Origin of the sequence: Streptomyces sp. HB132 (assembly GCF_016909575.1) — a bacterium.
In the GTDB taxonomy this organism is placed as follows: Bacteria; Actinomycetota; Actinomycetes; order Streptomycetales; family Streptomycetaceae; genus Streptomyces.
In genome coordinates this window covers 25,682-49,381 of the sequence record NZ_JAFBGA010000017.1, presented here as the reverse complement: position 1 = coordinate 49,381, position 23,700 = coordinate 25,682, and the positions used below count along the sequence as shown (strand labels likewise).

Annotated in this window: 16 protein-coding genes; 7 read left to right on the top strand and 9 right to left on the bottom strand. The window is 73.9% G+C overall.

Annotated features, from left to right (window positions below; all coding sequences use genetic code 11):
* Positions 1–24: 24 nt before the first annotated feature.
* The 6 genes from JOC24_RS28015 to JOC24_RS27990 all read right to left on the bottom strand — a co-directional run bounded on the left by JOC24_RS28015 (position 25) and on the right by JOC24_RS27990 (position 13,817).
* Entirely contained in the window at positions 25–1,884 is a 1,860-nt protein-coding gene (locus JOC24_RS28015) for a hypothetical protein (RefSeq protein WP_205023198.1), read from the bottom strand.
* Positions 1,881–5,609, bottom strand: a complete 3,729-nt coding sequence (locus tag JOC24_RS28010) for a vWA domain-containing protein (protein ID WP_239581100.1) — start codon at positions 5,607–5,609, stop codon at positions 1,881–1,883. The genes JOC24_RS28015 and JOC24_RS28010 overlap by 4 nt, the downstream gene beginning before the upstream one ends.
* 3 nt (positions 5,610–5,612) lie before the next feature.
* The gene (locus JOC24_RS28005; protein WP_205023197.1) at positions 5,613–6,836 is read right to left on the bottom strand and encodes an ATP-binding protein; all 1,224 of its coding nucleotides are present in this window, start codon (positions 6,834–6,836) and stop codon (positions 5,613–5,615) included.
* Positions 6,833–12,019: a hypothetical protein gene (locus JOC24_RS28000; RefSeq protein ID WP_205023196.1), complete on the bottom strand. Its 5,187-nt coding sequence runs from the start codon at positions 12,017–12,019 to the stop codon at positions 6,833–6,835. The genes JOC24_RS28005 and JOC24_RS28000 overlap by 4 nt, the downstream gene beginning before the upstream one ends.
* Positions 12,016–12,876 (bottom strand): DUF4132 domain-containing protein, encoded by an 861-nt coding sequence (locus JOC24_RS27995; protein WP_205023195.1) that lies wholly within the window; start codon positions 12,874–12,876, stop codon positions 12,016–12,018. The genes JOC24_RS28000 and JOC24_RS27995 overlap by 4 nt, the downstream gene beginning before the upstream one ends.
* A gap of 302 nt (positions 12,877–13,178) precedes the next feature.
* Entirely contained in the window at positions 13,179–13,817 is a 639-nt protein-coding gene (locus JOC24_RS27990; RefSeq protein WP_205023194.1) for a dihydrofolate reductase family protein, read from the bottom strand.
* A gap of 389 nt (positions 13,818–14,206) precedes the next feature.
* Between JOC24_RS27990 and JOC24_RS27985 the strand changes: the two genes are divergently transcribed.
* Together JOC24_RS27985 and mgtA are read left to right on the top strand one after the other, a co-directional pair.
* The gene (locus tag JOC24_RS27985; RefSeq protein WP_205023193.1) at positions 14,207–14,560 is read left to right on the top strand and encodes an ArsR/SmtB family transcription factor; all 354 of its coding nucleotides are present in this window, start codon (positions 14,207–14,209) and stop codon (positions 14,558–14,560) included.
* Positions 14,553–17,198, top strand: a complete 2,646-nt coding sequence (gene mgtA / locus JOC24_RS27980; RefSeq protein ID WP_205023192.1) for a magnesium-translocating P-type ATPase — start codon at positions 14,553–14,555, stop codon at positions 17,196–17,198. Before JOC24_RS27985 ends, mgtA begins: the two co-directional genes overlap by 8 nt.
* Positions 17,199–17,315: 117 nt before the next feature.
* Here mgtA and JOC24_RS27975 read toward each other — a convergent pair whose 3' ends face one another.
* Entirely contained in the window at positions 17,316–18,830 is a 1,515-nt protein-coding gene (locus JOC24_RS27975; protein ID WP_205023191.1) for an LCP family protein, read from the bottom strand.
* Positions 18,831–18,979: 149 nt separating this feature from the next.
* Between JOC24_RS27975 and tatA the strand changes: the two genes are divergently transcribed.
* Positions 18,980–19,282: a Sec-independent protein translocase subunit TatA gene (gene tatA / locus JOC24_RS27970; RefSeq protein ID WP_205023190.1), complete on the top strand. Its 303-nt coding sequence runs from the start codon at positions 18,980–18,982 to the stop codon at positions 19,280–19,282.
* A 20-nt stretch (positions 19,283–19,302) separates the two neighbouring features.
* Here the strand turns inward: tatA and JOC24_RS27965 are convergent, their stop codons facing one another.
* Both JOC24_RS27965 and JOC24_RS27960 read right to left on the bottom strand, forming a co-directional pair.
* Positions 19,303–19,533, bottom strand: a complete 231-nt coding sequence (locus tag JOC24_RS27965) for a hypothetical protein (protein WP_205023189.1) — start codon at positions 19,531–19,533, stop codon at positions 19,303–19,305.
* Positions 19,534–19,620: 87 nt separating this feature from the next.
* Positions 19,621–20,076: a sec-independent translocase gene (locus JOC24_RS27960; protein WP_205023188.1), complete on the bottom strand. Its 456-nt coding sequence runs from the start codon at positions 20,074–20,076 to the stop codon at positions 19,621–19,623.
* Positions 20,077–20,229: 153 nt separating this feature from the next.
* On the opposite strand from JOC24_RS27960, the gene JOC24_RS27955 reads away from it, so the two are divergent.
* The 4 genes from JOC24_RS27955 to JOC24_RS27940 all read left to right on the top strand — a co-directional run bounded on the left by JOC24_RS27955 (position 20,230) and on the right by JOC24_RS27940 (position 23,545).
* Entirely contained in the window at positions 20,230–20,805 is a 576-nt protein-coding gene (locus JOC24_RS27955) for a TerD family protein (protein ID WP_205023187.1), read from the top strand.
* A gap of 337 nt (positions 20,806–21,142) precedes the next feature.
* Complete coding sequence (locus JOC24_RS27950) at positions 21,143–22,393, top strand: cytochrome P450 family protein (protein WP_374104533.1); 1,251 nt, start codon at positions 21,143–21,145, stop codon at positions 22,391–22,393.
* 139 nt (positions 22,394–22,532) lie between these two features.
* Complete coding sequence (locus tag JOC24_RS27945; RefSeq protein WP_205023186.1) at positions 22,533–22,988, top strand: Rieske (2Fe-2S) protein; 456 nt, start codon at positions 22,533–22,535, stop codon at positions 22,986–22,988.
* Between the two features lie 86 nt (positions 22,989–23,074).
* Positions 23,075–23,545, top strand: a complete 471-nt coding sequence (locus JOC24_RS27940) for a pyridoxamine 5'-phosphate oxidase family protein (RefSeq protein ID WP_205023185.1) — start codon at positions 23,075–23,077, stop codon at positions 23,543–23,545.
* Positions 23,546–23,700 lie beyond the last annotated feature (155 nt).

Genomic DNA, 23,700 nt, shown 5'->3' with positions numbered 1-23,700 from the left:
CGGCGCCCTCTGGTACTCAGCTGTCTACACCATGGCCCGTCCTGGCTCCTGGTCCGATGCGGACGACGCCTCGGCCCGGCCCTCCCTCGTCGGTTCCCAGGCTGCCGCGCACAGGGACTCGGCCACGGCGGACGTGTAACGGGCGGCACTCAGCCAGTAGGTGGCGAAGCCGTCGGTGTCGGCGGGGACGAGGCGGCCGAAGACGTCGCGATCGCGTCGGGCCGCCGAGGCGCACAGGGCGGCGAGAAGGCCGGCGGCTGTGGGAAGGCCCGCCCGGCGGAGGCGGCGGGTCTCGGCGGAGACGTCACCGAGCATGCCGAGGGCGGCGCGGCCCGCCGGGACCGTCTGTTCGACGCGCCGCTCCAGGAGGTACAGCGGCGAGTGGACGCCGGGTCCTCCGGGCCGGGGCGGGGCGGGGCGCACGGGGGCAGCCGGGTCCGGGAGGTCGGCGCGGCGCAGGCGGTCGAGGCCGAGGTCGATCGTGCCCTCGCCGGTGGGGTGCGAGCAGGCGAGGAGGGTGAGCCGGGGGTGAAGGGCGGGCACCATGCGGCCGATGATCCTCAGCCGTGTCCCCGGAGCCGTGGCCAGCAGCATCAGGTTGTCGCGGTGGGCCAGCGCGGGGTCGTCGTCTGCGACGGTGAGCCGGACGGGGGTACCCCCCTCGCACAGCGCGAGCAGGCAGGTTCCGCCCGACTCCCGTACGGCCCCGAGGAGTTCGACGTCCAGGAAGAGCAGGTCGCTGCCGCCACCGCCGTCCGTGTCGGCGTAGCGGGAGGTGGACCGCAGGGCACGGGCGGCCTGTTCGGACGGCGGCGTCTCCCACAGGGCGGCGAGCGGCGGCTCCGTCCACGCCGCGCCCCGGGCGGTCACGGCCTTGACACCCTTCCCGGCGCCCAGTCTGCCGTCCGGCGAGACCGTCGCCCCCGAGACCGCCAGGCCGGCCCGGCCCAGCTCCCGATGGGTGAGCGCGCTGTCTCCCAGGCGCACCGCCCGGTCGGCCACGCCCACGGCGCGCCCGACGCCGCCGGGTGCCACGTCACCGACCGTGCAGAGGCGGCCGTCGGATCCGGCGACCCAGGTCCGGACGCCGCCGTGCCCCGAATCGGTGACCACGGGTTCGGTGAACAGGCCGTACAGACGCAGTGAGCCGTCCGGGCTGTACGGCCGACGCGCGCGGCCTCTGACGGCAGCCAGCTCCGCCCCGGACGCCGTCCCCACTCGGCGTGCGGTGCCCAGGAGTTCGGCCAGGGCCGTGACGAGGTCGGCGGTGCGGTAGGAGGGGTCCCCGGCGCGGGCCGCGCGCAGCAGCGTGACGACGGACAGTGCGGCACCCGCGGCACGCGGCAGGTGCCGGATCCGGGCAGTGTGCGCTGCACGCAGGAGGGCCGACTGGGTGACGGCGCCGGCCCCGTCGACGCCGGCATCCAGCACGGCGGCCCCCGCCGACCAGAGTGCGTCGGCCGCGGCACGCTGGGCCGGGCTCGCCACCTCGGGCGGAGAGGCGGGGCCGGGGGCGGGGCCGGGGGCGGGGCCCGTTCCGGAGACAGGGTCGGGGAGCACCCGGGTGGGCTGCTCGGGGGGCTCCGGCGCAGGGTCGGCCACGGGGGCGGCGCAGGCGGCGGCCGCGCGGTGGACGCATGCCGGGGCGAGGAGGCAACCACAGGTGATGGCGTCCGCAGTCGCCACCACGCCGCCCGGGGCGTGCAGGCGCAACTCGGTCTCCTCGTCGACCGCGATCGTCACCGTGTCCCCGTCGCGGTGCGTCGGGCGGGCGCCGAGTTTGGTGACGGCCGCGTCCAGCCGCTTGCGCAGCCGGGGCGAGAGGTCCTCGACCAGCGTGGCCGTGACCTCGGGCGCGACGGGTGGCAACCGGTCGGCGTTCATGCGGTCTTCTCCCCTATCCAGCGGGCCAGTTCGAGTGGGCTGAGGGCCGCCACGGGCATCCCGGCGGCCACGAGCTGTCCGGCGACGCCCGTCGAGTAACGGGGCCGGCCGGCGTCGTCGAGACTCGCGCACCCGAGGACGTGGCAGCCGGTGTTCACCAGAGCCCGCACCTCGGCCAGCAGTCCGCCGAGCGGCGCGCCCTCCTCGAAGTCGCTGATGACGACGACGAGGGTGCGGCTGGGCACCTCGATCAGACTGCGGGCCTGCCGCAGCCCGGCGGCGATGTGGGTGCCCCCGCCCACACTCACCTCCAGCAGGAGGGAGAGAGGATCGCGCACATGGCCGGTGAGGTCGACGACCTCCGTGGAGAAGGCCAGGAAATGGGTGCTCAGGGTCGGCACCCCTGCGAGCACGGAGGCGGTCAGCGCGGACCAGATCGTGGACGCCTCCATGGATCCGGAGACGTCGGTGACCAGGATCAGACGCCAGTCGGCCGTCCGGCGGCCGCGACTGCGGAACACCGGTTTCTCGGGGATCACCTGGACCGTTCCGTCGGCCGTCCGGCGGGCGGTGGCCAGGTTGGCGCGCAGCGTGCGCGGCAGGTCCAGCCGGCCGCCGGGGCGGCGGGTGGGCCGGGCCCGCATGGTGCCGGTGAGGGCGGGTCGCAGCCGGGTGGCGAGCTGCCGGGTCAGTTCGTCGACCAGGTGTCGGACCAGGGGCCGGAGCGCCGCGAGACGGGCTTCGGGGAGGCCGCCGGCGTACCGCAGGATCGTCCGGAGCAGTTCCACGGAGGGGGTGGCGGCCGCCGGGTCGAGTTCGGCGAGGACGTCCTGCCGCCCTGTCCCGGCTGCGGCGGCGAGGACCTCCTCGCGGACGCCGGGGCCGAACAGTGCGGCCAGTTCCTCAGACCACTCGCGGACACCGGGGAACGAGGGTTCGCGGCCGCCGCGCGGTCCGGAGCCGGGCATGCCACCGCGGGATCCCTCGCCGTGTCCCGCGCCGTAGAGCTCGTCCAGAGCGGTCGCCAGGCGGGCTGCGCCGGGCGGCAGTCGGTCGGGACGCCGACCGAGCACGAGCCGCCACCGGTCGGCGGGGGCGAGGGTCCGCACGGGGGCGGCCCCGGTGGTCGGTGCGGTGGCGGGTGTGACGGTGGGGGACGTCGCGACGGGTTGGCCGGACGGCGGTGGGATCCGGCCGTCGCGCGGGGGTGGCGGGGTGGGCAGGCCGAGGCCGGTCAGGAGCTCGCGGGCCGCGAGGTCGGCGGCCGTTCGGCGGGCCAGCTCGGCCGGATCGTCCGCGTCGAGGGTGTCCACCCGTTCGCCCAGCCGCTCCCCGACGGTGTCCAGCAGCCGGTCCCGGGCCGCCGGGCTCAGGGTGTCGAAGCCGCCGCGCAGGGCGGGCAGCCGGGCCAGGAACGCGGTGTCGTCCAGCTCGACTACCCGGGCGAGCAACGGGTCCAGGGCGTCGACACCGACGGTCAGGAGCGGGCCCGCCACCGTCAGGACGCCGGTGAGGCGGGCGGTGAGCGCGGCCCTGGAGGTGCTGTCCACAGCTCCGTCCACCCAGGAGGCGACGCGCCCCCCGAAAGCCGCGGCCTCCTCGTGGCCCGTGAGCACCCTGACTGCCCCGGCGGCCGCGGCGATCAACGGGGTGCCGTCGGCGGCCAGCCGGGCGAGGGCGTCGGTGAGCCGGATGCCGCCCACCCGGTCGGCCCGTTGGGCCAGTTCGAGCAGCGCCCTGGCGGCCTCGGGCTCCTCGGAGCCGGTCAGGCCGTCGACCTGGCGGACCGCGGCCGAGGTCAGGAGTTCGGCCGCGCGCGCGGTGCCTGCGGCACGGGCGGAGGCGTCCGGATCCGGGTCCGAGGGGTGCTCGGGCGCGGCCGGACCCGGCAGGTGACCGGCGGCGACGCGATCCAGCAGGTCGAGCCCGGCGAGGAGTTCGGGAAGGGTCCCGCTCGCGGGGAGTACGGCCGCCAGTTCCGTCAGCCGTTCGTCGGCCAGGGCGGGAAGCCCGCACTCGGCGGCCTCCGTGAGGCCGCGGACGACCTGGGCGGCCGTCGGGCCGCCCTCCGCGCGCTCGGCCGCGTGCCGCTGCCGCAGTACGCCCTCGGCCGCCTGGGCGGGGGTGACGCCGCGGGCCCCGGCCGCGGTGAGCATCGCGGCCGTCGCCGGGGTCCACCGCACCTGCCAGCGCGTCGTGAGTCCTTCCGTACCCGCCGCGCCGGTCACCCCCTGCTCCTGCGCATAGGGGATGCCGCACACCGTCAGCCTGCGCAGCAGCAGTTCACGGCGCCGGTCCAGGGCGGAGCGGGCCGGGTCGAGCCGGAGGTCGCGCGGTGTCTTCTCGTGCGTGTCCTGCGGCCCGGGGAGGGAGAGCGCCGCTGTCTCGGCCTCGACGGCGGGGCCCAGTCCGCTGCGCGGAGCGGCGGGCGCGGGCCGTCCGGTGCGGGTTCCGACGAGTACGCGTTCGAGGGCCCGGGCGACGGCACGGCCCGTGCCGTAGGTCTCGCCGCGCCCCAGCACCGTCTGCACGGCTTCCAGGAGTTCACCGCGGCCGGGGGCGGGCAGGTCGCGCAGGCGGGCCAGGTCGCCGGCCACCCGGACCACCTCCCGGCCGTCCGCCGGGCCGTAGGGGTGGCCCTGTTCGCGCAGGGCGGCGCAGACGCGGACCGCGGTGCGGATCAGCGCCTCGTGCAGCGCGGCCGGGTCCCCGTCGGCGTCCAGGACGGCGTGCTGCCACTCCGGGTCCCGGATACCGGCCGGGTAGCCGGACCGTGAGTCGAGCAGCGGGTACGTGTACGGGACCAGGGAGACCGTGCACGCCGCCGTCGTGGCAGCGCCGTTCACGTGGTCGTCCGCGTAGGGGGCAGGATCCCCGGCGGCCCCGACGGCGGACGGCAGCAGCGCCGGGGTGTGGAAGGCCCCCACCACCACGGCGGGACGCCGCCCGCTCGCCAGCGCCTCGGCGACGTGTCCGCGCATGCACGCCTCGCGCATCAGGTCCGTGCCGTTCACCCCGCCCCGGGCCTCGGCCTCGCGGCGCAGCGCCCAGCCGGTGAGCAGGGCGGCACGGCGGAGCGCCTCGGGTGTCGAACCGGGCGCGAGGGCCTCCACCAGCCGGTCCCACAGGTCCTCCCCGTCCCGGCCCGTGAGCCGGGACCGGAGCGCGGCGGACAAGCCGTGGCCCTCCCCCGGTACGGGTGCGGAGTCGGCGCCCGGGACAGGGACGGTGGTGTCCGGACCGCCCCCCGCCCACGCCCGGTCGGCCAGCGGCAGGTCACAGGCCACGGCAGGGACCCCGTTCCTCGCCGCCCAGCGCAGAGCCACCAGTTCGGGCGAGAAGTCCGCGAACGGGTAGAAGGCCGGGCCCCGTTCGCCTGCCGAGCCGGCCCCGGGCCCTTCGGCGGGCACGGCGGCCAGCGCCACCGGGGCCTCGGTCTGCTCGTGGGCGAGCCAGCCCAGCCAGGGCTGGAACTCGGCGGGCAGTTCGACGAGGAGGACGTCGGGGGCCGCCGCGTCCAGCAACGCCGGGAGGGCGGCGGCCAGCGAGGGCGCGTGGTGGCGCACCCCGATCAGGAACGGCGACCCGGGCCCGCTGGCCGCGAGGGCCGCCACCGCGGCTTCCGGGGTGGCGGGCCCGGCCGCCGGGCCCTGCCCCGGAGCCGGAGCACCGGTGGGCGACGCCTCGGAGGTGGACCGTGTACCGGGGGTGGTCGACTCGCTCATCCGTCAGCTCTCCAGCACCGCGCGCAGGTCCCACAGGGCACGCCAGGTGGCCGACCCCTGCTCGGCGCGCCTGCGCACCGGCCCGTCCCAGTACCCCAGCAGCCGTGCCGCGTCGGCGGGGTCGTCCTTTCGGACGACGCCGAGCAGATGGCCGGGCAGGAGGGAGAGCACATCCCGGTCGCCGGGGAAGTAGGCGGCGGCCAGGCTCAGGGAGCCCGCGACGGAGACGGCCTCCGCCGTGCTCATCACCGTGGAGGGGCGCTCGACCTCCCAGCCCTCCGCCGAGCGGCCCTCACGCAGGTCCCGGAAGGCGGTGACCAGGGCTTCGAGGACCGCGTCGTCCACCTGGTAGGCGGCGCCCGCGCGTTCGACGGCTGCCCGCGACTGGCTTCGGACGAGCGCTGTCTCGGCGTCCACGTCCCCGATGGGCCCCACGGTCTCGAAGTTGAAGCGCCGCTTCAGCGCCGCCGACATCTCCGAGACGCCCTTGTCCCGCAGGTTGGCGGTGGCGATGAGGGTGAATCCGGGGGCCGCGTGCACCTGGGCACCCTCGCCGCCCGCGAGTTCGGGGACCGCGATCCGCCGCTCGGAGAGCAGTGACACGAGGGCGTCCTGGACCTCAGGCAGACAGCGGGTGACCTCCTCGACGCGGGCGACGGCCCCCCGGGTCATGGCGGCGAGTACCGGGGAGGGCACCAGGGCCTGTTCGGTGGGGCCCTGGGCGAGCAGCAGCGCGTAGTTCCAGCCGTACTTGAGCTGGTCCTCGGTGGTGCCCGCGGTGCCCTGCACGGTGAGCGCGCTGGTCCCGCACACGGCCACCGACAGCAGCTCGGAGAGCATGGACTTGGCGGTGCCGGGTTCCCCCACGAGGAGGAGCCCGCGCTCTCCGGCAAGGGTGACCACGCAGCGTTCGACCAGGGCGCGCTCGCCGACGAATTTCTGCTCGATCACCAGGCGGCGTGGCACCCCGGTTCCGGGCCGTGCGCCCTTCGGCAGGCTCAGTGCCTCGCCCGCGCTGCCCATCACGAAGGTGACGACGGCGCGCGGGGTGAGCAGCCAGCCGGGTGGGCGGGGCCCGGAGTCGTGTGCGGCGAGGAAGGCCAGCTCGGTGGCGTACCGGTCCTCGGGCGGCACCACCTGGCGGTGCTCCCGGCCGGGCGCGGTCGCCTGGTCCGGGACACCGCCCGTCGGGGTGGTGTCGATCGTGGTCGTGGTGTCGTTCGTCATCGACGGCGGCCCTTCCGGGTTGCGCGGGTGTCCAGCTCTTCGAAGGCGGGGGCGTCGCCGCCGCGGACCCGTGTCCAGGCGGCTGCGAACAGCTCGGGCACGGGGAGGTGGGGCAGGGTCCGGGCGGACCCGGCCAGGGGGTAGAGGCGTTCCTTCCAGGTCTCCAGCGGCAGTCCGGGTGCCGGGCGTTCGAGCCAGCCGCAGGGCAGGAACAGGGTGCGGCCGGCCCGGGGGCGCTTCGCCTCCACGACGAGGTCCGTGGCGGCGAGTTCCGCCCGGGCCTTCTTGACTCGTGCGGGCTTCCATTCGGTCCAGCGGACGCAGTTGCGGTCCGTAGGGTCTGGCAGGGCGAGCAGCATCAGGTAGAGGGCGGCAGTGTCGGCGCTCAGCCCGAGGGCGTCGGCCGCCTCTGCCACCAGGTCCGGCACCGCGCGCGTCGGGTCCTGGGCCGGGTGGTGCGGGGAGCCGTCGGGGGCGCCCGCCGAGGCCAACATGCCGGTCTCCTCGCCCAGCAGCGCGCGCAGGGCGAGCAGATCGCCGGCGCTGTGAGGGCCGACGGTGCCTTCGATGAGGCCGAACGCCGGGTCGTCGGGGCCCGCCAGACCTGCCGGGCGAATCAGCACCTTCTCGCTGTTGCCGTGGCTGGGGGCGAGGAGCAGCGCCGTGCCGGCCCTGACCAGCCCGTCGGCTTCGGCGCCGCCGGACTCGGGGAGCCCGTGGGCGGCGCGGACCGCGGGGCCGATCGAGTGTCCCGAATCGGTCCAGTTCAGACCGAGGTCCAGCACCAGGTCCGGTTCGACGAGACGGTCACGCAGGGCCGCGAGTCCGACGGGCAGGTGCGCCCGCAGGGGGTGCCCGTACGGCAGTGTGTAGGCGAGGGTGCGCAGGGCGGTCAGTGCCACGACGAGCGCGCCGCGTGAGCCCACCCGGTGCAGGCCGGGGCCACCGATGCCGTCCTGGACGTCGGTGCCGTGGGCGAGCCAGTTCCGGTGGGCCGCGTTGAGGATCAGGTCGACGGCGTCCGGGGTGGTGCCCGCGAGGTCGAGGTCCAGTTCCTCCGGGACGCGGACGAGGGAGGCCAGGCGTTCCTTCCAGACCTCGGCGGCGGCCCGGACGTCGGGGCCCGTCGACCACAGCTCGGCCGGGTCCGCGGGCAGCAGGGCTCGGAGCAGGGCGTGCCGGTCGTCGCGGGGCAGGGCGTCCAGCCTGGCCCGGGTCGCCTCGAAGGCACGTGTCTTCGTCCCCAGCAGCGCGAGCGCCTCGGCACCGGGCTCCTCGCCGGCTGCCGACAGCAGGGCGGCGGCCTGGAGGGGACCGATTCCGGTGGCCGAGTCGAACGCCTCGGCGGCCTCCGGAAGCCAGGGCGCCGGGCCCTGCTCCCGCACCAGGGCGGTGAGCCGGGTGAGCCGGTCGCGGGCGATGCCCTGGCGGTAGACGTGCTCGCGGTCCAGGGTGAAGCCGGGGACGGGGCCGAAGGCGCCGGTCGGGTCGTGGTCCAGGGCGAGCCAGCGTGCCGCGTCGTTCCGGTAGTTACGGCCGCGGTCGGCGATGATCACGACGGTGCGGGCGCCCTTGCGCAGCACCTGGCCGAGGCGGTGCACGATCTCGGGGCGTCCGGGCCCGGATGCCGGTGCTACTCCGGCGAACGGCTCGACGAGCTCCACCTTCCGGACCGTGCCCGCCGGGTCGGCCAGCGGTCCCGCGGCGAGGGCTTCCAGCAGGACGAGAAGCCCTGTGCGGTGCTCGGGGGAGGTGGTCGCCGACGCGGCCCGGTAGGCCAGTTCGGGCAGCTTGTCGAGGAGGGAGGTCCAGGCCGGGGAGTCGCCGGGCACCGTGTACTCGTCCCGCTGCCAGCCGTCCGCAGGGGTGAACGGGACCTTGGACGGCGTGGGCGGGCCGAACGCGGGTTCGCCGCCGAGGACATGGTTGACGGCGAGGATCTGCCGGATCACGGTCCACCGGCTCCCGCCTCCCCACCAGCTGCCGTGCATCCGCTCGGAGCCCCAGGCGGAGGCGTTGCGCAGGGTCATGTCGTCGCCGTGCTCGGGCTCGTGATCGAAGAACATGCCCTGGGTGCGCGCGGTGTTCCGGGGGGTGGCCGGCTGCACGGGCTTGGGCGGTTCCAGGTACTGGGCGGCTGCGACAGCCCGGTCCACCGCGTTCCGGACGAGTGCGGTGACGCCCGCGAGGAGCCGTGCGTCGGACACCTCGGGCAGCACCCGGGCGACGGCCTCCTGGCTCAGTTCCCTCGACGAGGGCCCGGTGTACTCCTCGACGGCCCGGAATGCCTCGAGGTGCCGGGTGACCGCGACGGCGACCTCCTCGAACAGCTCGCCCGCCCGGGCGTCGCCGAGGTTCCGCAGGGCGATGGAGCCCCGCTCGTCCCGCGGGCGCAGGGCGTGCCAGTAGGCGACGGGAGGCACGTAGGGGGTGCCCGCCGCGACGTTCCCGCCGGAGGAGTCGAGGGTGACGGACCACAGACTGCCGCCGGTGCCGTCCGTGTCCGCCGGGTGCGCTTCGACGGAGCGGTGGTTCAGGGCCACGACCGGCCGTGACCCGCCGGGCAGGGTGAGGGCGCCGAGCGGCACCGGGGACCGGCCGCCGGGCAGCGGGTGCGGCAGGGAGACCGTGTGGCCGTCGGGGCTGCCGGCGACGATCCGGTGCCCGTCGGCGGGAGGGGCCGTGCCGGGCTCGGTGACCGTGCGGCGGACCCAGCGGCCGAGGACCGTGCCGTCCGTGCCGAACGGGGTGCTTTGCAGACCGGGCTGGAGGGGCAGCACCTGGCAGTGCTCGGTGAGCAGGCGGGTGCCGTCCTGCACCCCTGAGCGGAGGAAGGCGGGGAGGGACGCGCGGCCGTGCGCGCCGCCGACCGGGTCGTACTCCAGCCACACGCGCTGCGTGCCCTGGTGGCCTTCCCGCCAGTGGCCGGTGCCGTCGGAGATGACGGCGCGCCTGGGCGGGAGGGAGGTGTCGCCCGCGTGCAGGGCCTTGCCGCCGGTGGCGCGGCCGCCTCCGGGCAGCGGCAGGCAGACCTCGTCCGAGGGGCCCGAGCCGCCCCAGCGGGGGATCTGCTCGCCGCCGACGGTGAACACCTCGGCGGGGCGGTGCGACCAGTAGCCGCGCTGCTTGCCGTCCTCCCACCAGATGACCAGCAACTCGCCGTCGACATAACGGAAGCCGGGCGTCCGCCAGTGGTCGAGGGTGGTGGGCAACCGCAGGGTGTGCCGCAGCAGCACGCCTTCGGGGCCTATGACCACGGCCCGTTCGGGAGTGTTCAGGATCAGTGCGGGCCAGGCGCCGGTGACACCGACGCTCTCCGTCCGGTGGCGCTGCTGACGCGTGGCGGCGGCCTCGGCGGCCAGTTCGGCGTACGTCTCGTCCAGGGCGGGCCAGCCCAGTTCGTCGAGGACGCCGGTGCGCAGGGTCGAGGCGAGCAGCGGGACGACGTCGTGGCCCTCGAGGTGCCGCACCGCTTCCGGCGCGACCTCCGCGACCACGGAGCGGTACGCGGAGAGCTTGTTGAGGGCGACGTGCAGTCCGGGAAGCCCTCGCGCGGCCGTGTACTCCTCGGCGCAGGCGGTCAGCCACTCCCGCAGGATCGCGGACAGAACCGGATGCGCCGCCAGCTTCGCCATGCCGGTGTCGTCCGGCCGCTGACCGCGTCCGCCGCCGAGGCCGCCGACGGTCCGGCTCAGCAGGGCGCGGAAGACCGGCCGTTCGGCGACGGCGGTCAGATCCCGCGCTCCGGGCGCGGTGTCGGTGAGCCAGGAACCGAGCGGGACGCCGGGGCCCTGCGCGGTGCCCGTGGTCTGGTCGTCCGGCTCGGCGACGGGGATGCCGGAGGCCAGGCAGAGGTCGAGGAGGTCCAGGTCGGCGGTGCGCTGCCAGCGCCCCTGGAACAGCTGGACGGGGCGCCCGTCGGCGCGCAGCCGGTCTGCCATCCGGGTCGCCAGGTCAAGGGTCTGCGGGCTGCGGCCGGGGGAGACACGGTTGCGCCGGCGGTGCCCCTCCCAGCGGGCGATCCAGTCCGCCGGGGAGACCGACGGGTCACCGGAGGCGGAGGAATCCGAGGTGTCCGGGACGGCGGTCAGCAGGTCCTCGGCGCCGGATTCGGCCAGCAGCTCGAGCCAGCCGTGTTCGCCGTCGGCGTCCCGGCCGCTCTCGCTGAAGGTCTCGGGGAAGAAGCCGAGGAGCCGGACGCGCACGGCGTCCTCCCCTCGGGCGAGGGTGACGAGCGCGGAGCGGTAGGCCGTCCAGAACGAGGCGGGGGCGCGGACGATGCCCGGGGAACCGATCAGGTCGGCCACCAGCTCGCGTTCGGCGGCCTCGCGGTCCAGCCCGGCGGCCTTGACCAGCGCGCGTACGTCCTGCGGCAGCGCCGCGTACGGAGGCATGCCGGCGGCGCAGCGCTCGACCAGCAGGCGGCGGAACTGTGCCCAGGCGTCCGCCGGTGCGAGCCGGGCCACCAGGTCGCGCACGTACTGCCGCAGGGCCTTGACGGTCAGCGCGCCGGCGAAGGCGAACTCCAGGAATACGGCCCGCTGGCGGTCCTCGTCCACGACCAGCCCGTGCACCCGTTCGGCCTCGCGGGCCTTGCCGAAGAAGGAGGCGGCGTAGCTGGTGTTCTCCGCCTGGAGGAAGAGGCGGGCCACCTGCTCGTAGTAGGTGGGGAGGAAGTGGGGCACGGCCCGGCCGAGCCGGGTGCCGAGTGCGTCGAAGCCCTCCTTGGCCGCTCCGGCTCGGCTCCTGGCCTGTCGGCCCAGCCGCTCGATGTCCTTGACCAGGGCCAGGGCGTGGTGCCCGTTGGCCGGGTCGTTGACCAGGGCCCAGGCCGGGAAGCCCAGCGTTTCGCGGCGCACCTGGCCCACGACGGGGGTCTCGGCGGTCCGGGAGAGTCCGAGGAACTCCAGGGCCAGGTCCTCGGCTTCGCCGAGGGTGCCGGGCACGAGCCGGACCACGGGGCGGTCGCCGAGGGCGGTGTGCGTGTAGGTGCGGGCGGTCAGCGCGTCGGCGTCGTCCCGGTCGGTCATACCGGCGGGGAGGACCGCGCCCGCGTCCAGCAGGGCGGCAACGCGGGCCTCGGCTGCGGGGGTGGCGGTGCTCCCGCTCCGGGCCTGGGCGGGGAGGGACACCGTGCCCGCTGCCGTCGTGTTCGCGTCGGTGTTCGTCGTCGTGTTGCTCATGCCGCCTGCTCCTCGTCCGCCACGTCGCGGCCGGCGTAGAGCGCCGCCGCCATGCGCATGCCCTCGGACCACGCGACGGGGCCGACCTCGGCTGCCGTGAGCGCGCGCCCCGAGGGTTCGGTCCAGCCCAGGGGGCCCGTCTCGGTGCCGTACTCGTCGTATCCGTCGTGCTCGCCGATCCAGATGCGCGCCTCGGCGGTGGCACCGTCCTCGACGACCGGGCACACCGCGTATCCACCGCGTGACCGGTACCCGAGTTGGGTGACGCGGCCGTGCAGGAAGCGCAGTTCCTTGAAGACGCCGCCGGCGTAGGTGTCCACGGAGGTGGTGTCCGGGGCGATGCCCGGCGGGCGGCGCCACACCTCGCGGAACAGTTGCTCCACGTTCTGTCGCACCCCCAGTTCGACCGCGAACTCCCGCAGTTCGTCGAGGTCGTCGAGGAGGACGGGGTGGGGCACGCTGACGACGTCCGGGGTGATGCGGACCGTGTCGCCGTCCAGGTCGACGAGGCCGAGGCCGCGATCGGGGTCGACGTCGCGCAGGAATCCGGCGACCCCGCCGTCCGCGCCGGTCACCACCACGTCCCGCAGGGCCTCCTGCCACGCCGGGTCGGGCCAGACCCGGGCGAGCACGGCCGTGGGGACGGGCAACGAACGCACCATCCACTGCTCGACGTCGGTCAGGCACTGGCGCTCGTGCCGCTCCAGCCACTCGGTCAACTGCCGGAGTCCGACGACCGCCGGGTCGTCCTTCAATCTTGCCGGGACGGACTTCAGCCGCCGGCCCTTCCCGTTGCGGCAGACCACCTTGCCCGCCTCCAGGGCGACTTCGTAGTCGCCCGCCGTGACCCACCCCATGCGCTGTTCTCCCCGTTGTCCCGGACGGCCGCCGAACCGGCGGCACGCTGATGAAACCCGTCAGCGGCAACGCACCGTGACGAGTGGGAGAGACTCTAGGCGGCCCCAGTGACAACGAGTCCGGTCCCCTCCGCTTCGTCGTACGGGCGCGCGCCCGAGAGGGACCGCCCCACCGGCCCCCCCCGGCCCCCCGGCCGCCCCGCCGGGGCGCGCGACGCTACGGAAACCGCGGACGCGGCCGACGGGACGTCAGGGGGTGAGGGGCGCGGGCCACCTGGGTCTCGCGCGGGTCGTCGGCTCGGTCAGACGCCGGTCCCGGCATCCGGGGCCTGGGCGTCGGCCCCGTAGGTCCCGAACTCCGGACGCCCGACCGATTCGAAGACGTGCACCGACAGGCCGCCCGGTGTCGCCTGATGGCTGACGAGGCGTAGACCGGCCGGTGCCCCTCCGTCCGGGAACAGGCGTCGGCCCTGGCCCACCACCACAGGGGCGATCACCAGCCGCAGCGTGTCGATCAGCCCGGCGGCCAGCAGGGACTGTGCCAGTCGGGCGCTGCCGTGGACCTGCAGTTCGCGACCCGGCCGCCGTTTCAGTTCGGCGACCTGGGCGGGGACGTCGCCGGACAGGATCGTGGTCGGGTTCCACCCGGCCTCGGCCAGGCTGTGGGAGGCCACGTACTTCGGCAGGCCGTTCAGGATGCCGGCGAAGGGATGGTCGGTCATGGTCGGCCAGTCCCGCGCGAAGTTCTGGTACGTACGGCGGCCGAAGAGGAACGCGTCGGCCTCACCGAGCCAGTCGCCGGCCACCCGCTCGAATTCCTCGTCCAGGTACGGCACGAACCAGCCGCCCCTCTCGAACCCTCCGCCGGTGTCCTCGTCAGGGGATCCAGGGCCCTGGGAGACACCATCGAGCGTCAGGAACTCCTGCACCACCAGTTTCATCTCGCACCTCTCTCTTCGGCCCCGACGGCCGATCCAGCCTGTTCGGCGGCAGACGCGATCGTGTCCCCGCTGTGGACCCGGCGGGACACGGAAACTCATCTGCCGCCCGGAAGGGACACTCAAGCAGCCGCCGGTGGGCGACACCCCGCTTGCCGCGTCCGCCTCGGGCCCGACGTGTCCCCATTACCTCGGACGATGCACCGGTCGCGGCGGCGGCTGCCGAAGCGGGCGGCGCGTGCCGCATGCCTCCCCGTCATCCACGCGGGCCTCGGCACCGTGGCCCGGGGCTCCGGTCCCCGGGCGGCCCGGGAGCCGCTGATCCGGTTTCCGCACGGCGCCTACACTGGGACCTTCGGGTCCGACAGCGGCCCAGGCCGGACGGGAGAGCGATGGTGGCAGCAGGGCACTCCGACGATCCGCCCGCCGAGGTGCTGGCGGACGCGGCTGCGGCGTTCGGGCTGCTGGCTTCGCCACCGCGCCTGCACATCGTGTGGGCCCTGGCGGAGGGCGAGAGCGACGTGAGCGGCCTCGCCCAGCGGGTGGGCGGAGCCCTGCCCGCGGTGAGCCAGCATCTGACGAAGCTGAAGCTCGCCGGCCTCGTACGCTCCCGGCGCGAAGGGCGACGCCAGGTGTACTTCGTCGATGACCCCGACGTGGTGACGGTGGTGCGGCTGATGATCGGGCAGCTGACCGACCGTGCCGCGCACGCCTCGGTCCCCCGTCTCCGTGACCTCGGTGCCTGAGACCGCAGCGACCGGCAGTACCGATCCTGCGGGTCCCGAGGAACAGCGGGCGCCCCGGCCGTCGGGCACGGACCTCCGGCCGGGCGACGGATCGCCGCCCTGGCCCGGACTCACCTCCCTCCAGGTACTGCGGCAGCTGGAGAGCGGGCCCCGCGGGCTCGTCGAGACGGAGGCCGCGGAGCGGCTCACCCGGTTCGGCGAGAACACGGTGCCGTCATGGCGTACGGCGTCCTGGCCCCGCCGTCTCGTGGGAAGCCTTCGGGATCCGTTCACCGCGGTGCTGCTGTGTCTGGGACTGGTGTCGGCCACAGTGGCGGCCTGGGGCACCGCGAGCGTGATCCTGTCACTGGTGGTGGTCAGCTGCGTCCTGCGCTCGAGCGGGGAGCGCCGGGCCGACCGGTCCGTGGCCGCCCTGCGGAAGCTGGTCGCGACCACAGCGACCGTACTGCGACGCACGGCCGAGGACGGGACGCCCCGGTCACGGGAGATCCCGGTCGACGAGCTGGTACCGGGCGACGTGATCCGTCTCGGCCCCGGTGACCTCGTCCCCGCCGACGTACGGCTCCTGCGCGCGAGCGGCCTCACGGTGCACCAGGCAGCGCTGACCGGCGAGTCGGCGCCGGTGTCCAAGCACCCCGTCGACGCGCCGGAGCCGGGGGGCGGACTGTTCGACCAGCCTCAGCTGTGCTTCCAGGGCAGCAGTGTGGCATCGGGCAGCGGTACGGCGGTCGTCGTCTCGACCGGGGCCCACACCCTCTTCGCCGCCACCCGGAGCGGACCGGGGCCGCGCGTGGCCAGTGCGTTCGACCGGTCGGTGCACGGGATCTCCTGGGTCCTCATCCGCTTCATGCTGCTGACCCCGCCGCTGGTCCTCATGGCCAACGCGGCGCTGCGCGGCCGGGGCTTCGAGACGCTGCCGTTCGCGGTCGCGGTCGCGGTCGGGCTCACCCCGGAGATGCTGCCGGTCATCGTCACCACCGCACTGGCCCGGGGGGCATCCCTTCTCGCCCGTGACCACAGGGTGATCGTCAAGCGGCTCCCGGCGCTCCACGATCTCGGTGCGGTCGACGTGCTGTGCCTGGACAAGACGGGCACCCTCACCCAGGACCGGCCGGTCCTGGGCCACGCCCTGGACGTGGAGGGCCGTCCGGCTCCCCAGGTACTGCACTGGGCCGGGGTCAACGCCTGGTGGACGCTCCAGCTCGCCGACCTGCCCACCCCGGACGCCCTGGACGAGGCGATCCTGGACGCCGTCGAGGAGGACGAGCTGCTGGGGTACGAAGGTGTGGCCGCGCTGCCCTTCGATCCGGTACGGCGCCTCTCCACAGCGGTGGTGCGCCGGCCGGGACGCCTCGGTCTGCACACGTTGGTCGTCAAGGGCGGCGCGGAGGACGTGATCGAGCGATGCGCGCTGACCGATGACGAGCGTGCCCGGCTTCTCGCGCTCGCCGCGCGGGAGGCGCGGAGCGGCCTGAGAATCCTCGCGGTCGCCACCTCGGAACGGCAGGCCCGCAACCGCGACTACACCCCGGCCGACGAGCGCGGGCTCACGCTGGTCGGATTCGTCGCCCTGAGCGACGCACTCGCGCCCACCGCCGCGGACGCGCTGAAGGTCTTCTCGGACCGCGGCGTCACCGTCAAGGTCCTCACGGGTGACCACCCGGGCACGGCGGCCCGCGCGTGCACGGATCTCGGGCTCGACCCCGGCGTCGTCCTCTCCGCCGACACCGTCGAGAGCCTGACGGACGGCGAGCTGGCGGATCTCGCCCGGCGCACCACCGTCTTCGCGCGCTGCGCCCCCGAGCACAAGGCCCGGATCATCTCCGTGCTTCGTGCCGACGGGCACACCACGGGTTTCCTCGGCGACGGCGTCAACGACCTGCCCGCGCTGCACGCGGCCGATGTCGGCATCTGTCCGCGCGACGCCGTGGACGTGGCCCGCGAGAGCGCCGACGTGGTCCTGGCCGACAAGGACCTCACGGCCATCGCCCACGCGATCACCTCGGGCCGGCACAGCAGCGTGAACATCGCCACCTATCTGCGCATCACGCTCTCGTCCAACCTCGGCAACGTGATCGCGATGCTCGCGACCGGCCTGATGCTGCCCTTCCTGCCGATGCTCCCGGCACAGATCCTGGTCCAGAACCTGTGCTTCGACGCAGCCCAGCTCGCCTTCGCGTTCGACCGGCTCCACCCCGCCGCGCTCCGCGCGCCGACGGTGCTGCAGCCGCGCAACTTCCTACGCTTCATCACCGGCTTCGGGCTGCTGGGAGCCGCCGCCGACCTGGCGACCTTCGGCGTCCTCGCGCTCGCCCTGCACGACGCGGCCGAGTCCGGGGAGGCCGCCTTCCACTCCGGGTGGTTCACCGAGAACCTCCTCACCCAGGCGCTGGTGATGCTGCTGCTGCGCACCGGCTGCCGCGCCGCCGGGGGCGGCACCGCCGGCCCGGTCCGCTGGGCCGCTGCCGGCCTGGCCGTCATCGGCATCCTGCTGCCGCTCTCCCCGCTCGGACCGCTGCTGGGCATGACCGCTCTGCCACCCCTCTACTACCCGTTGCTCGGCGCGGTTCTGGCCGTGTACACGGTGGCGCTGACGGTCGCCCGGTCCCGTTACGACAGGCCCGGCACAGGGCGGTAGGCGGGGCGTCCGCAGCTGCCCCGAGCAGGCCCGAGACACCGCGGTGCCGGTCGGCACCGCGGGGCCGGGGCACCGCGGTGCCGACCGGCACCGCCAAAAACGCGGGCCGCGCCCGGATCAGCCGTACGACAGTCCGGTGCAGAGGTCCTCGTCCGCGGTGCGGGCGCCCTCGGTGACCTCGGCCGGCACCCCGGAGGGGACCGCGGAGGGGGTTGCGGAGACCTGGTCGGCGTAGGACCGCCCGAGTACCACGTCCAGGCCGCCGGTGCCGGAGCGGACTTCCCCCGTGCCGAGCAGCCTCGCGAGTGTCTCGGCCTCCTCCTTGTGGCCGGGGCCGTACTCGATCACCGTGGTGCGGTGGTCCTGGCTGCTCGCCGTAGCCGTACCGGTGACGGTGACGCCGGCCTCCTCCAGGACGTCGGCGGCTCGGGCGGCGAGCCTGGTGACGCGGGTGCCGTTGCGGACGGTGACGGAGATGTCCTCGGCCGGGACCCGCTCCTCCGCGTCCGCTGAGGCGGTGGAGTCCGGCTCCTTTCCTGCGCCCACACCGCCGGCGTCGTCGCCGTCGAGGGTGCGGTCGGCCTTCAGTGCCGCCCACAGCGCACCGGCGTCCGGCTCGACGATCGCGACGCGCGCGCCCTCGTACCGCCAGGGGACGGTGACGAACCTGGTGTCGTTCAGGTCGATGTCCTTCAGCGACATCACGAAGGAGACCAGTTTGTCGGCAGACCCGAGGCCGGGGTCGACGGTCATGGACGTGGTCGCCGCGTCAGCGAGCGGCAGCAGTTTCGAGGGGGTGAGACCGTCGGTCTTCACCTTCTTGAGCAGGCTGCCGACGAAGGCCTGCTGCCGTTTGATGCGGCCTATGTCGGAACCGTCGCCGATGCCGTGCCGGATGCGTACGTAGTCCAGGGCCTTCTGGCCGGACACGGTCTGCACCCCTTCGGTGAAGAGGCGCTTCCCGCGGGTGGCGCGGCCCGGGTTCAGGTCCTTCTGGTAGATGTCCTGCGGCACACAGACCTCCACGCCGCCGACGACCTCGGTCAGCGCCGAGAAGCCCTTGAAGTCGACGACCACGGTGTGGTCGACGCGCAGGCCCGTGAGGTGCTCGACGGTGTTCTGGGTGCAGGCGGGGTTGCCCTCGGCCGTACTTCCCACGGTGTACGCCTCGTTGAACATGGCCTGGTGCCTGGTCTCGGTCCAGCTTCCGTCGGGCAGTCTGCACGGCGGGATGTCGAGCAGCGTGTCACGGGGGATGGAGACGGCGACCGCGTTCCGGTGGTCCGCGTAGACGTGCAGCAGGAACGCGGTGTCGGAGCGGCCGATGTCGTTCTTGTCGCCACCGCCCAGTTCGCTGTTCCCCCCGGTCCTGGCGTCCGAACCGATCACCAGGACGTTCCGCCCGTCCGATGCGGCGGCGGGCCGGTCGTCGGACACCCCGTCCGCACCGAAGGTGTCGATGTTGCCGTTGAGCCTGAGGTACGCCCAGCCCGCACCGGCTGTCACCAGGACGAGGAGCGACACCGCCGTGACGAGGACGATCCGTATCCGGGTGTGCCCGGACCGACGGCCCGAGGCCGCGGTCCCGGTGCTCCGGCGGGTGGTCGTCGCCGCCCGGTGACTGCCTGTCATCTGTGCGCCCTCGTTCGTCCGGCTCCGGCGAAGGGGACGACTGAACCCGCCCCACGCTTGTACAGTTGCGCAATCTAGCAATCTTTGAAGCGTACGTCGCACCCACCGCGACGCACGCCCGCACCGGCAAGAGAGAGGACGGGGTGGCAATGCTCCGCAACGGACTGGAACCCTGGCACCTGCTGATCCTGGCGATCGTGGTCATCGTGCTGTTCGGATCGAAGAAGCTGCCGGACTCGGCCCGCGCACTGGGCCAGTCCCTGCGCATCCTCAAGAGTGAGACGAAGGCCATGAAGGAGGACGGCACGCCCCCCGGGGCTGCTCCCCGCGCCACCGCCGCACCCGCAGCCGCACAGACCGAACCCGTCACACCCCGGACCACGGCGGCCGACCCCGACGGCGCGACTCCGCCCCACAGGCCCGTCCGGCAGGACGGCGCCCCGGGGCGCTGAACCCGCGCCCGGCGCGCGCATCAGGGGCTGGCCGCGTCGAACCCGTAGCGCAGCAGCCCACCTCGCGGCTGCGGCTCGCGCCGGTAGACGTACAGCGCGTCCACCCGCACCCCCGGCGGCGGTCCGTCCAGCTCGCAGGGGCTGGTCACCTGGACCACCCCGGGCCGGTCGGCCACCCTCATCCGCAGCCCGTCGGCGGGCCCTCCGGCGAGCACCGCGACTTCCCACACCGTCGTACCGTCTCCACTCATGCACATCACTTTAATAGTTGCGCAGGTTCTAAACTGTCGTGAAGTCCGTCACGCGGGGACGCGAAGGTCCGGCATCACCCGCCCGGGTCAGGTGGCGTCAGGGTCGAACGGAGGGCGTCCGGCCGCCACCCCGCCCTTGCGCGGAGAGACACGGTCCCCCTCCGGGCGGGGCGGGGCAGAGGGCGCCGCCGGGGAGTCGCGGACCGGCTCGGCGCCGGCCGCCTCCCGCACCGCCCTCATGACCTCGTCCAGCTCGGGGCGCGGGTCCAGGGCGTCGCGAACGGCGTCGAGCCCAGGACCGTCGTCGCTCAGCACATGCTTGCGCACGAAAGCGCGCGGATCCAGGTCCTCGAACTCGAAGTCCTCGAAGTCCGGACCCAGCCCGGTCCGCACCTCCTGTTTCGCACTCTCCGAGAACTCCCGGAACTTCCGGACGAACCCGGATACGGTCCTGATCGCCTGGGGCAGCTTGTCCGGGCCGAACAGCACCAGGGCGAGGACCACGAGCGTGACCAGTTCCAGAAAACCCACATCGGCGAACAAGTCGCCACCTCCCGGGCCGCCGGGGCCCCCGCGCCGCCGGGACGGCCATCGTCGTCATCCATAGTTTCAAAGTTGCGCAATCGATGGAACCATCGTGACCGCTCCGGCGTTGGACCGGATGACGACACAGACCAGAGCAATGGAGGAACACTCGTGGGAGTCAGCCTGTCCAAGGGCGGCAACGTATCGCTCAGCAAGGAGGCCCCCGGCCTCACCGCCGTGACGGTCGGGCTCGGCTGGGACGTGCGCACCACCACCGGTGCCGATCACGACCTCGACGCCAGCGCCCTGCTGTGCACCGAAGCGGGCAAGGTCGTATCCGACCGGCACTTCGTCTTCTACAACAACCTGACCAGTCCCGACGGTTCGGTTCAGCACACCGGCGACAACCTCACCGGTGAGGGCGAGGGCGACGACGAGTCGATCAATGTGGAGCTGGCGTCCGTGCCCACAGAGGTCACGAAGATCGTCTTCCCGGTGTCCATCCATGACGCGTCCACGCGCGGGCAGAGTTTCGGCCAGGTCCGCAACGCCTTCATCCGGGTCGTCAACCGGTCGGACGGCGTCGAGCTGGCCCGCTACGACCTGAGCGAGGACGCCTCGACCGAGACCGCCATGGTCTTCGGCGAGCTCTACCGCCACGGCAGCGAGTGGAAGTTCCGCGCGGTGGGCCAGGGCTACGCCTCCGGCCTGGCCGGCATCGCCGCCGACTTCGGCGTCAACATCTGACGTCGCGTACGGGCGGCCGTGCGAGGCGGTTCGCCCTTCGCGGGAGCGGACGTAGGCGGACCCGGGGCGGGCTCACCCTCCCGGGCCCGCCTTCCGTCATGGTGGAGGAAAGCCGTTGCCGGGCAGGGCCGTTGGTCTACGCTTCCCATGTCCTCCGCTTCGCAGGCCGGTTCGACGCGTCCCGGGGCTCCGGCTCGCGTGACCGCGGGTCGCGACGCCGCCGGGGCGAGTCCGAGTCGGCAGCCGAGCACGGAACGGCGGTTGGCCGCGGCGCGTCGGACGAACGACGGATCGAAACGTGCCCGCACCTCCGTCCGCCCTACGACCTGGAGCCCTGTTGAACACCTCACCGGCGAACTCCGCACCCGGCAGCCCACACGCGATGGACCCGTCCGGCGGCTGCCCGCACGCGGCCAACGCCCGCCTGCTGGCCCGGGGAGCGGTGGCGGAGGTGCTCCTGCCCGGCGGGGTGGAGGGCATGGCGGTACTGGGTCACGCCGCCCTCAAGGAGTTCCTGGCGCACCCGGATGTCGCCAAGGACGCCCAGCACTTCGCGGCGCTCCAGGCAGGCGGGATCCCGGACGGCTGGCCGCTGAAGACGTTCGCGACGGTACAGGGGATGACCACCGCCGACGGCGGCGACCACCGACGGCTGCGGGCCCTCGTGAGCAAGGCGTTCACCGCGCGACGGGTGGAGGAACTGCGGCCGCGTGTCCAGGAGTTGACCACCTCACTCCTGGACGGGCTCGACCGGGCCGCCACCGCCGGTGACGGTGTCGCCGACCTGCGTACGCACTTCGCGTTGCCGCTGCCCATGAGCGTGATCTGTGAGCTCCTGGGAGTGGACGCCGGGTATCACGACCGGCTGCACCAGCTGTCCAACCGTATCGTCGCCACCGACATCGGGCCCGAGGAGGCGGTGGCGGCCAACCGGGAGATGGTGGAGGTGCTCGGCGGCGTCGCGGCCGACAGGACCGCGAATCCGGGGGACGACCTGACCAGCGCGCTGATCGCGGCCCGTGAGGAGAACGGCGACCGACTCGGCCCGCACGAGTTGATCGGCACCCTGATGCTCACGATCATCGCCGGACACGAGACCACGCTCAATCTGATCACCAACGCCGTACGCGCCCTGTGCACCCACCGGGATCAGCTCGCCCTCGTCCGGTCGGGCCGGGCGAGCTGGGCGGACGTGGTCGAGGAGACTCTGCGCTGGGACAGCCCGGTCAGCTACTTCCCCTTCCGCTACCCGACCAGGGACCTGACACTCGACGGCACCGTGATCCCCAAGGGGACGCCGGTGCTGGCCGGTTACTCCGCGGCGGGCCGCGACGAGAAGGCGCACGGACCCGATGCCGACCGCTTCGACATCACCCGTGCCACCGGGACCCGGCACCTCTCACTCGGCCACGGCGCGCACTTCTGCATGGGAGCGCCGCTGGCCAGGATGGAGAGCACAGTCGCGCTCGCCGGGCTGTTCGCACGCTTCCCCCACCTGGACCTCGCCGTCCCGGAGGCCCGGCTGCCGCGGCACGCTTCCTTCGTGGGCAACAGCGTGCGGGCGCTGCCGGTGCGCCTGCACGGCTGAGGGCGGTCGCCCCCTGGCCGCCCCGCGCCCGCCGTGACTCCCTCCTCGGCGTCGACGCTCCGGCCCTGCGCGGCTGAACGCGAGGGACGGTCCGTATCCACTTCCGAGGTCTTGTCACTCCGATGAAGGGAATGCCGGCATGAACGCATCACAGGGGAGCCAGGCCCGCCCGGGGCGTCGCTCGGTAGTGGCGGCGGTCGGCGCCGTGGGCGTGACCGCCGCTCTCACCGCGTGCGGCGGCTCGCAGGACACCGGAGGTTCGGACACGGTCCGGCCGGCCGGGAGTGGGGACGGAGCGAACGGCGACGGAGCGGTCCTGGCGAAGACGTCCGACATCCCCGAGGGCGGCGGCATGGTCTTCGCCGACGAGGGCGTCGTGGTGACCCAGCCCACGCCCGGCACGTTCAAGGCGTTCTCCTCGAAGTGCACCCACCAGGGCTGCGCGGTGAAGGGGGTCGCCGACGGAGTCATCAAGTGCCCCTGTCACAACAGCACGTTCGATGCCACGACAGGTGAGGCGACGGGCGGACCGGCGACCGTACCGCTCCCGGAGAAGCCGATCCGGGTGGAGAACGGCGCGATCACCCTGGCCTGAGGGACCGGACCGGTCGGGGGCGTTGCGTGAACACGGATGAGCCTCCATGATGCCGGGAACCTGCCGGAACCCAGGAAGGGCGTCCCGTGACCGTTGCCCAGCGCCGTGGCCGTCGGATCATGATGACCGACGCGGAACGGGACGCCTACCTCGCGGGGCAGCGCACCTGCCGCGTCGCCACGGTCTCCCAGGAGGGCATGCCACATGTCGGGGCGCTGTGGTTCGTGTGGGACGGCAGTTCCGTCTGGTTCTACTCCCTCACCCGGAGTCTGCGCTGGGCACAACTGCGGCGCGACCCCAGGATCGCCGTGGTGGTGGACGACGGGGTCGAGTACGGCGAGCTGCGCGGTGTGGAGCTCACCGGCGAGGTCTCCTTCGTCGGCGAGATCCCCCGCAGGGGTGAGGGCTGCGTGGATCTGGAGTCCCCGGAGCGGATGTTCGCCTCCAAGTACTTCGGTATCGAGTCCATGCCGCACGACGAACGGCACGCCTGGCTCCGGCTGACACCGCAGACCGTCAGGTCCTGGGACTTCAGGAAGATGTCCGGCCCGGCCTGAGGGCCGTGCGGTGATCCCCGGTGGATCAGCGCGCGGCGGCGGATGCGGTGCGTCGCATAGAGGAGGGACGTCCGCATACCGGACGCATTCGGGCGTTCCGACAACGCGGCGGGGTGCCGTGGCTGTCGTCGCGCGCCCGCCATGGATCACGGGAC

Excerpts from the sequence above, each read along its gene's own strand:
- JOC24_RS28015 (WP_205023198.1), bottom strand. The coding sequence starts at position 1,884 with ATGAACGCCGACCGGTTGCCACCCGTCGCGCCCGAGGTCACGGCCACG.
- JOC24_RS28010 (WP_239581100.1), bottom strand. The coding sequence starts at position 5,609 with ATGAGCGAGTCGACCACCCCCGGTACACGGTCCACCTCCGAGGCGTCG.
- JOC24_RS28005 (WP_205023197.1), bottom strand. The coding sequence starts at position 6,836 with ATGACGAACGACACCACGACCACGATCGACACCACCCCGACGGGCGGT.
- JOC24_RS28000 (WP_205023196.1), bottom strand. The coding sequence starts at position 12,019 with ATGAGCAACACGACGACGAACACCGACGCGAACACGACGGCAGCGGGC.
- JOC24_RS27995 (WP_205023195.1), bottom strand. The coding sequence starts at position 12,876 with ATGGGGTGGGTCACGGCGGGCGACTACGAAGTCGCCCTGGAGGCGGGC.
- JOC24_RS27990 (WP_205023194.1), bottom strand. The coding sequence starts at position 13,817 with ATGAAACTGGTGGTGCAGGAGTTCCTGACGCTCGATGGTGTCTCCCAG.
- JOC24_RS27985 (WP_205023193.1), top strand. The coding sequence starts at position 14,207 with ATGGTGGCAGCAGGGCACTCCGACGATCCGCCCGCCGAGGTGCTGGCG.
- JOC24_RS27975 (WP_205023191.1), bottom strand. The coding sequence starts at position 18,830 with ATGACAGGCAGTCACCGGGCGGCGACGACCACCCGCCGGAGCACCGGG.
- tatA (WP_205023190.1), top strand. The coding sequence starts at position 18,980 with ATGCTCCGCAACGGACTGGAACCCTGGCACCTGCTGATCCTGGCGATC.
- JOC24_RS27965 (WP_205023189.1), bottom strand. The coding sequence starts at position 19,533 with ATGAGTGGAGACGGTACGACGGTGTGGGAAGTCGCGGTGCTCGCCGGA.
- JOC24_RS27945 (WP_205023186.1), top strand. The coding sequence starts at position 22,533 with ATGAACGCATCACAGGGGAGCCAGGCCCGCCCGGGGCGTCGCTCGGTA.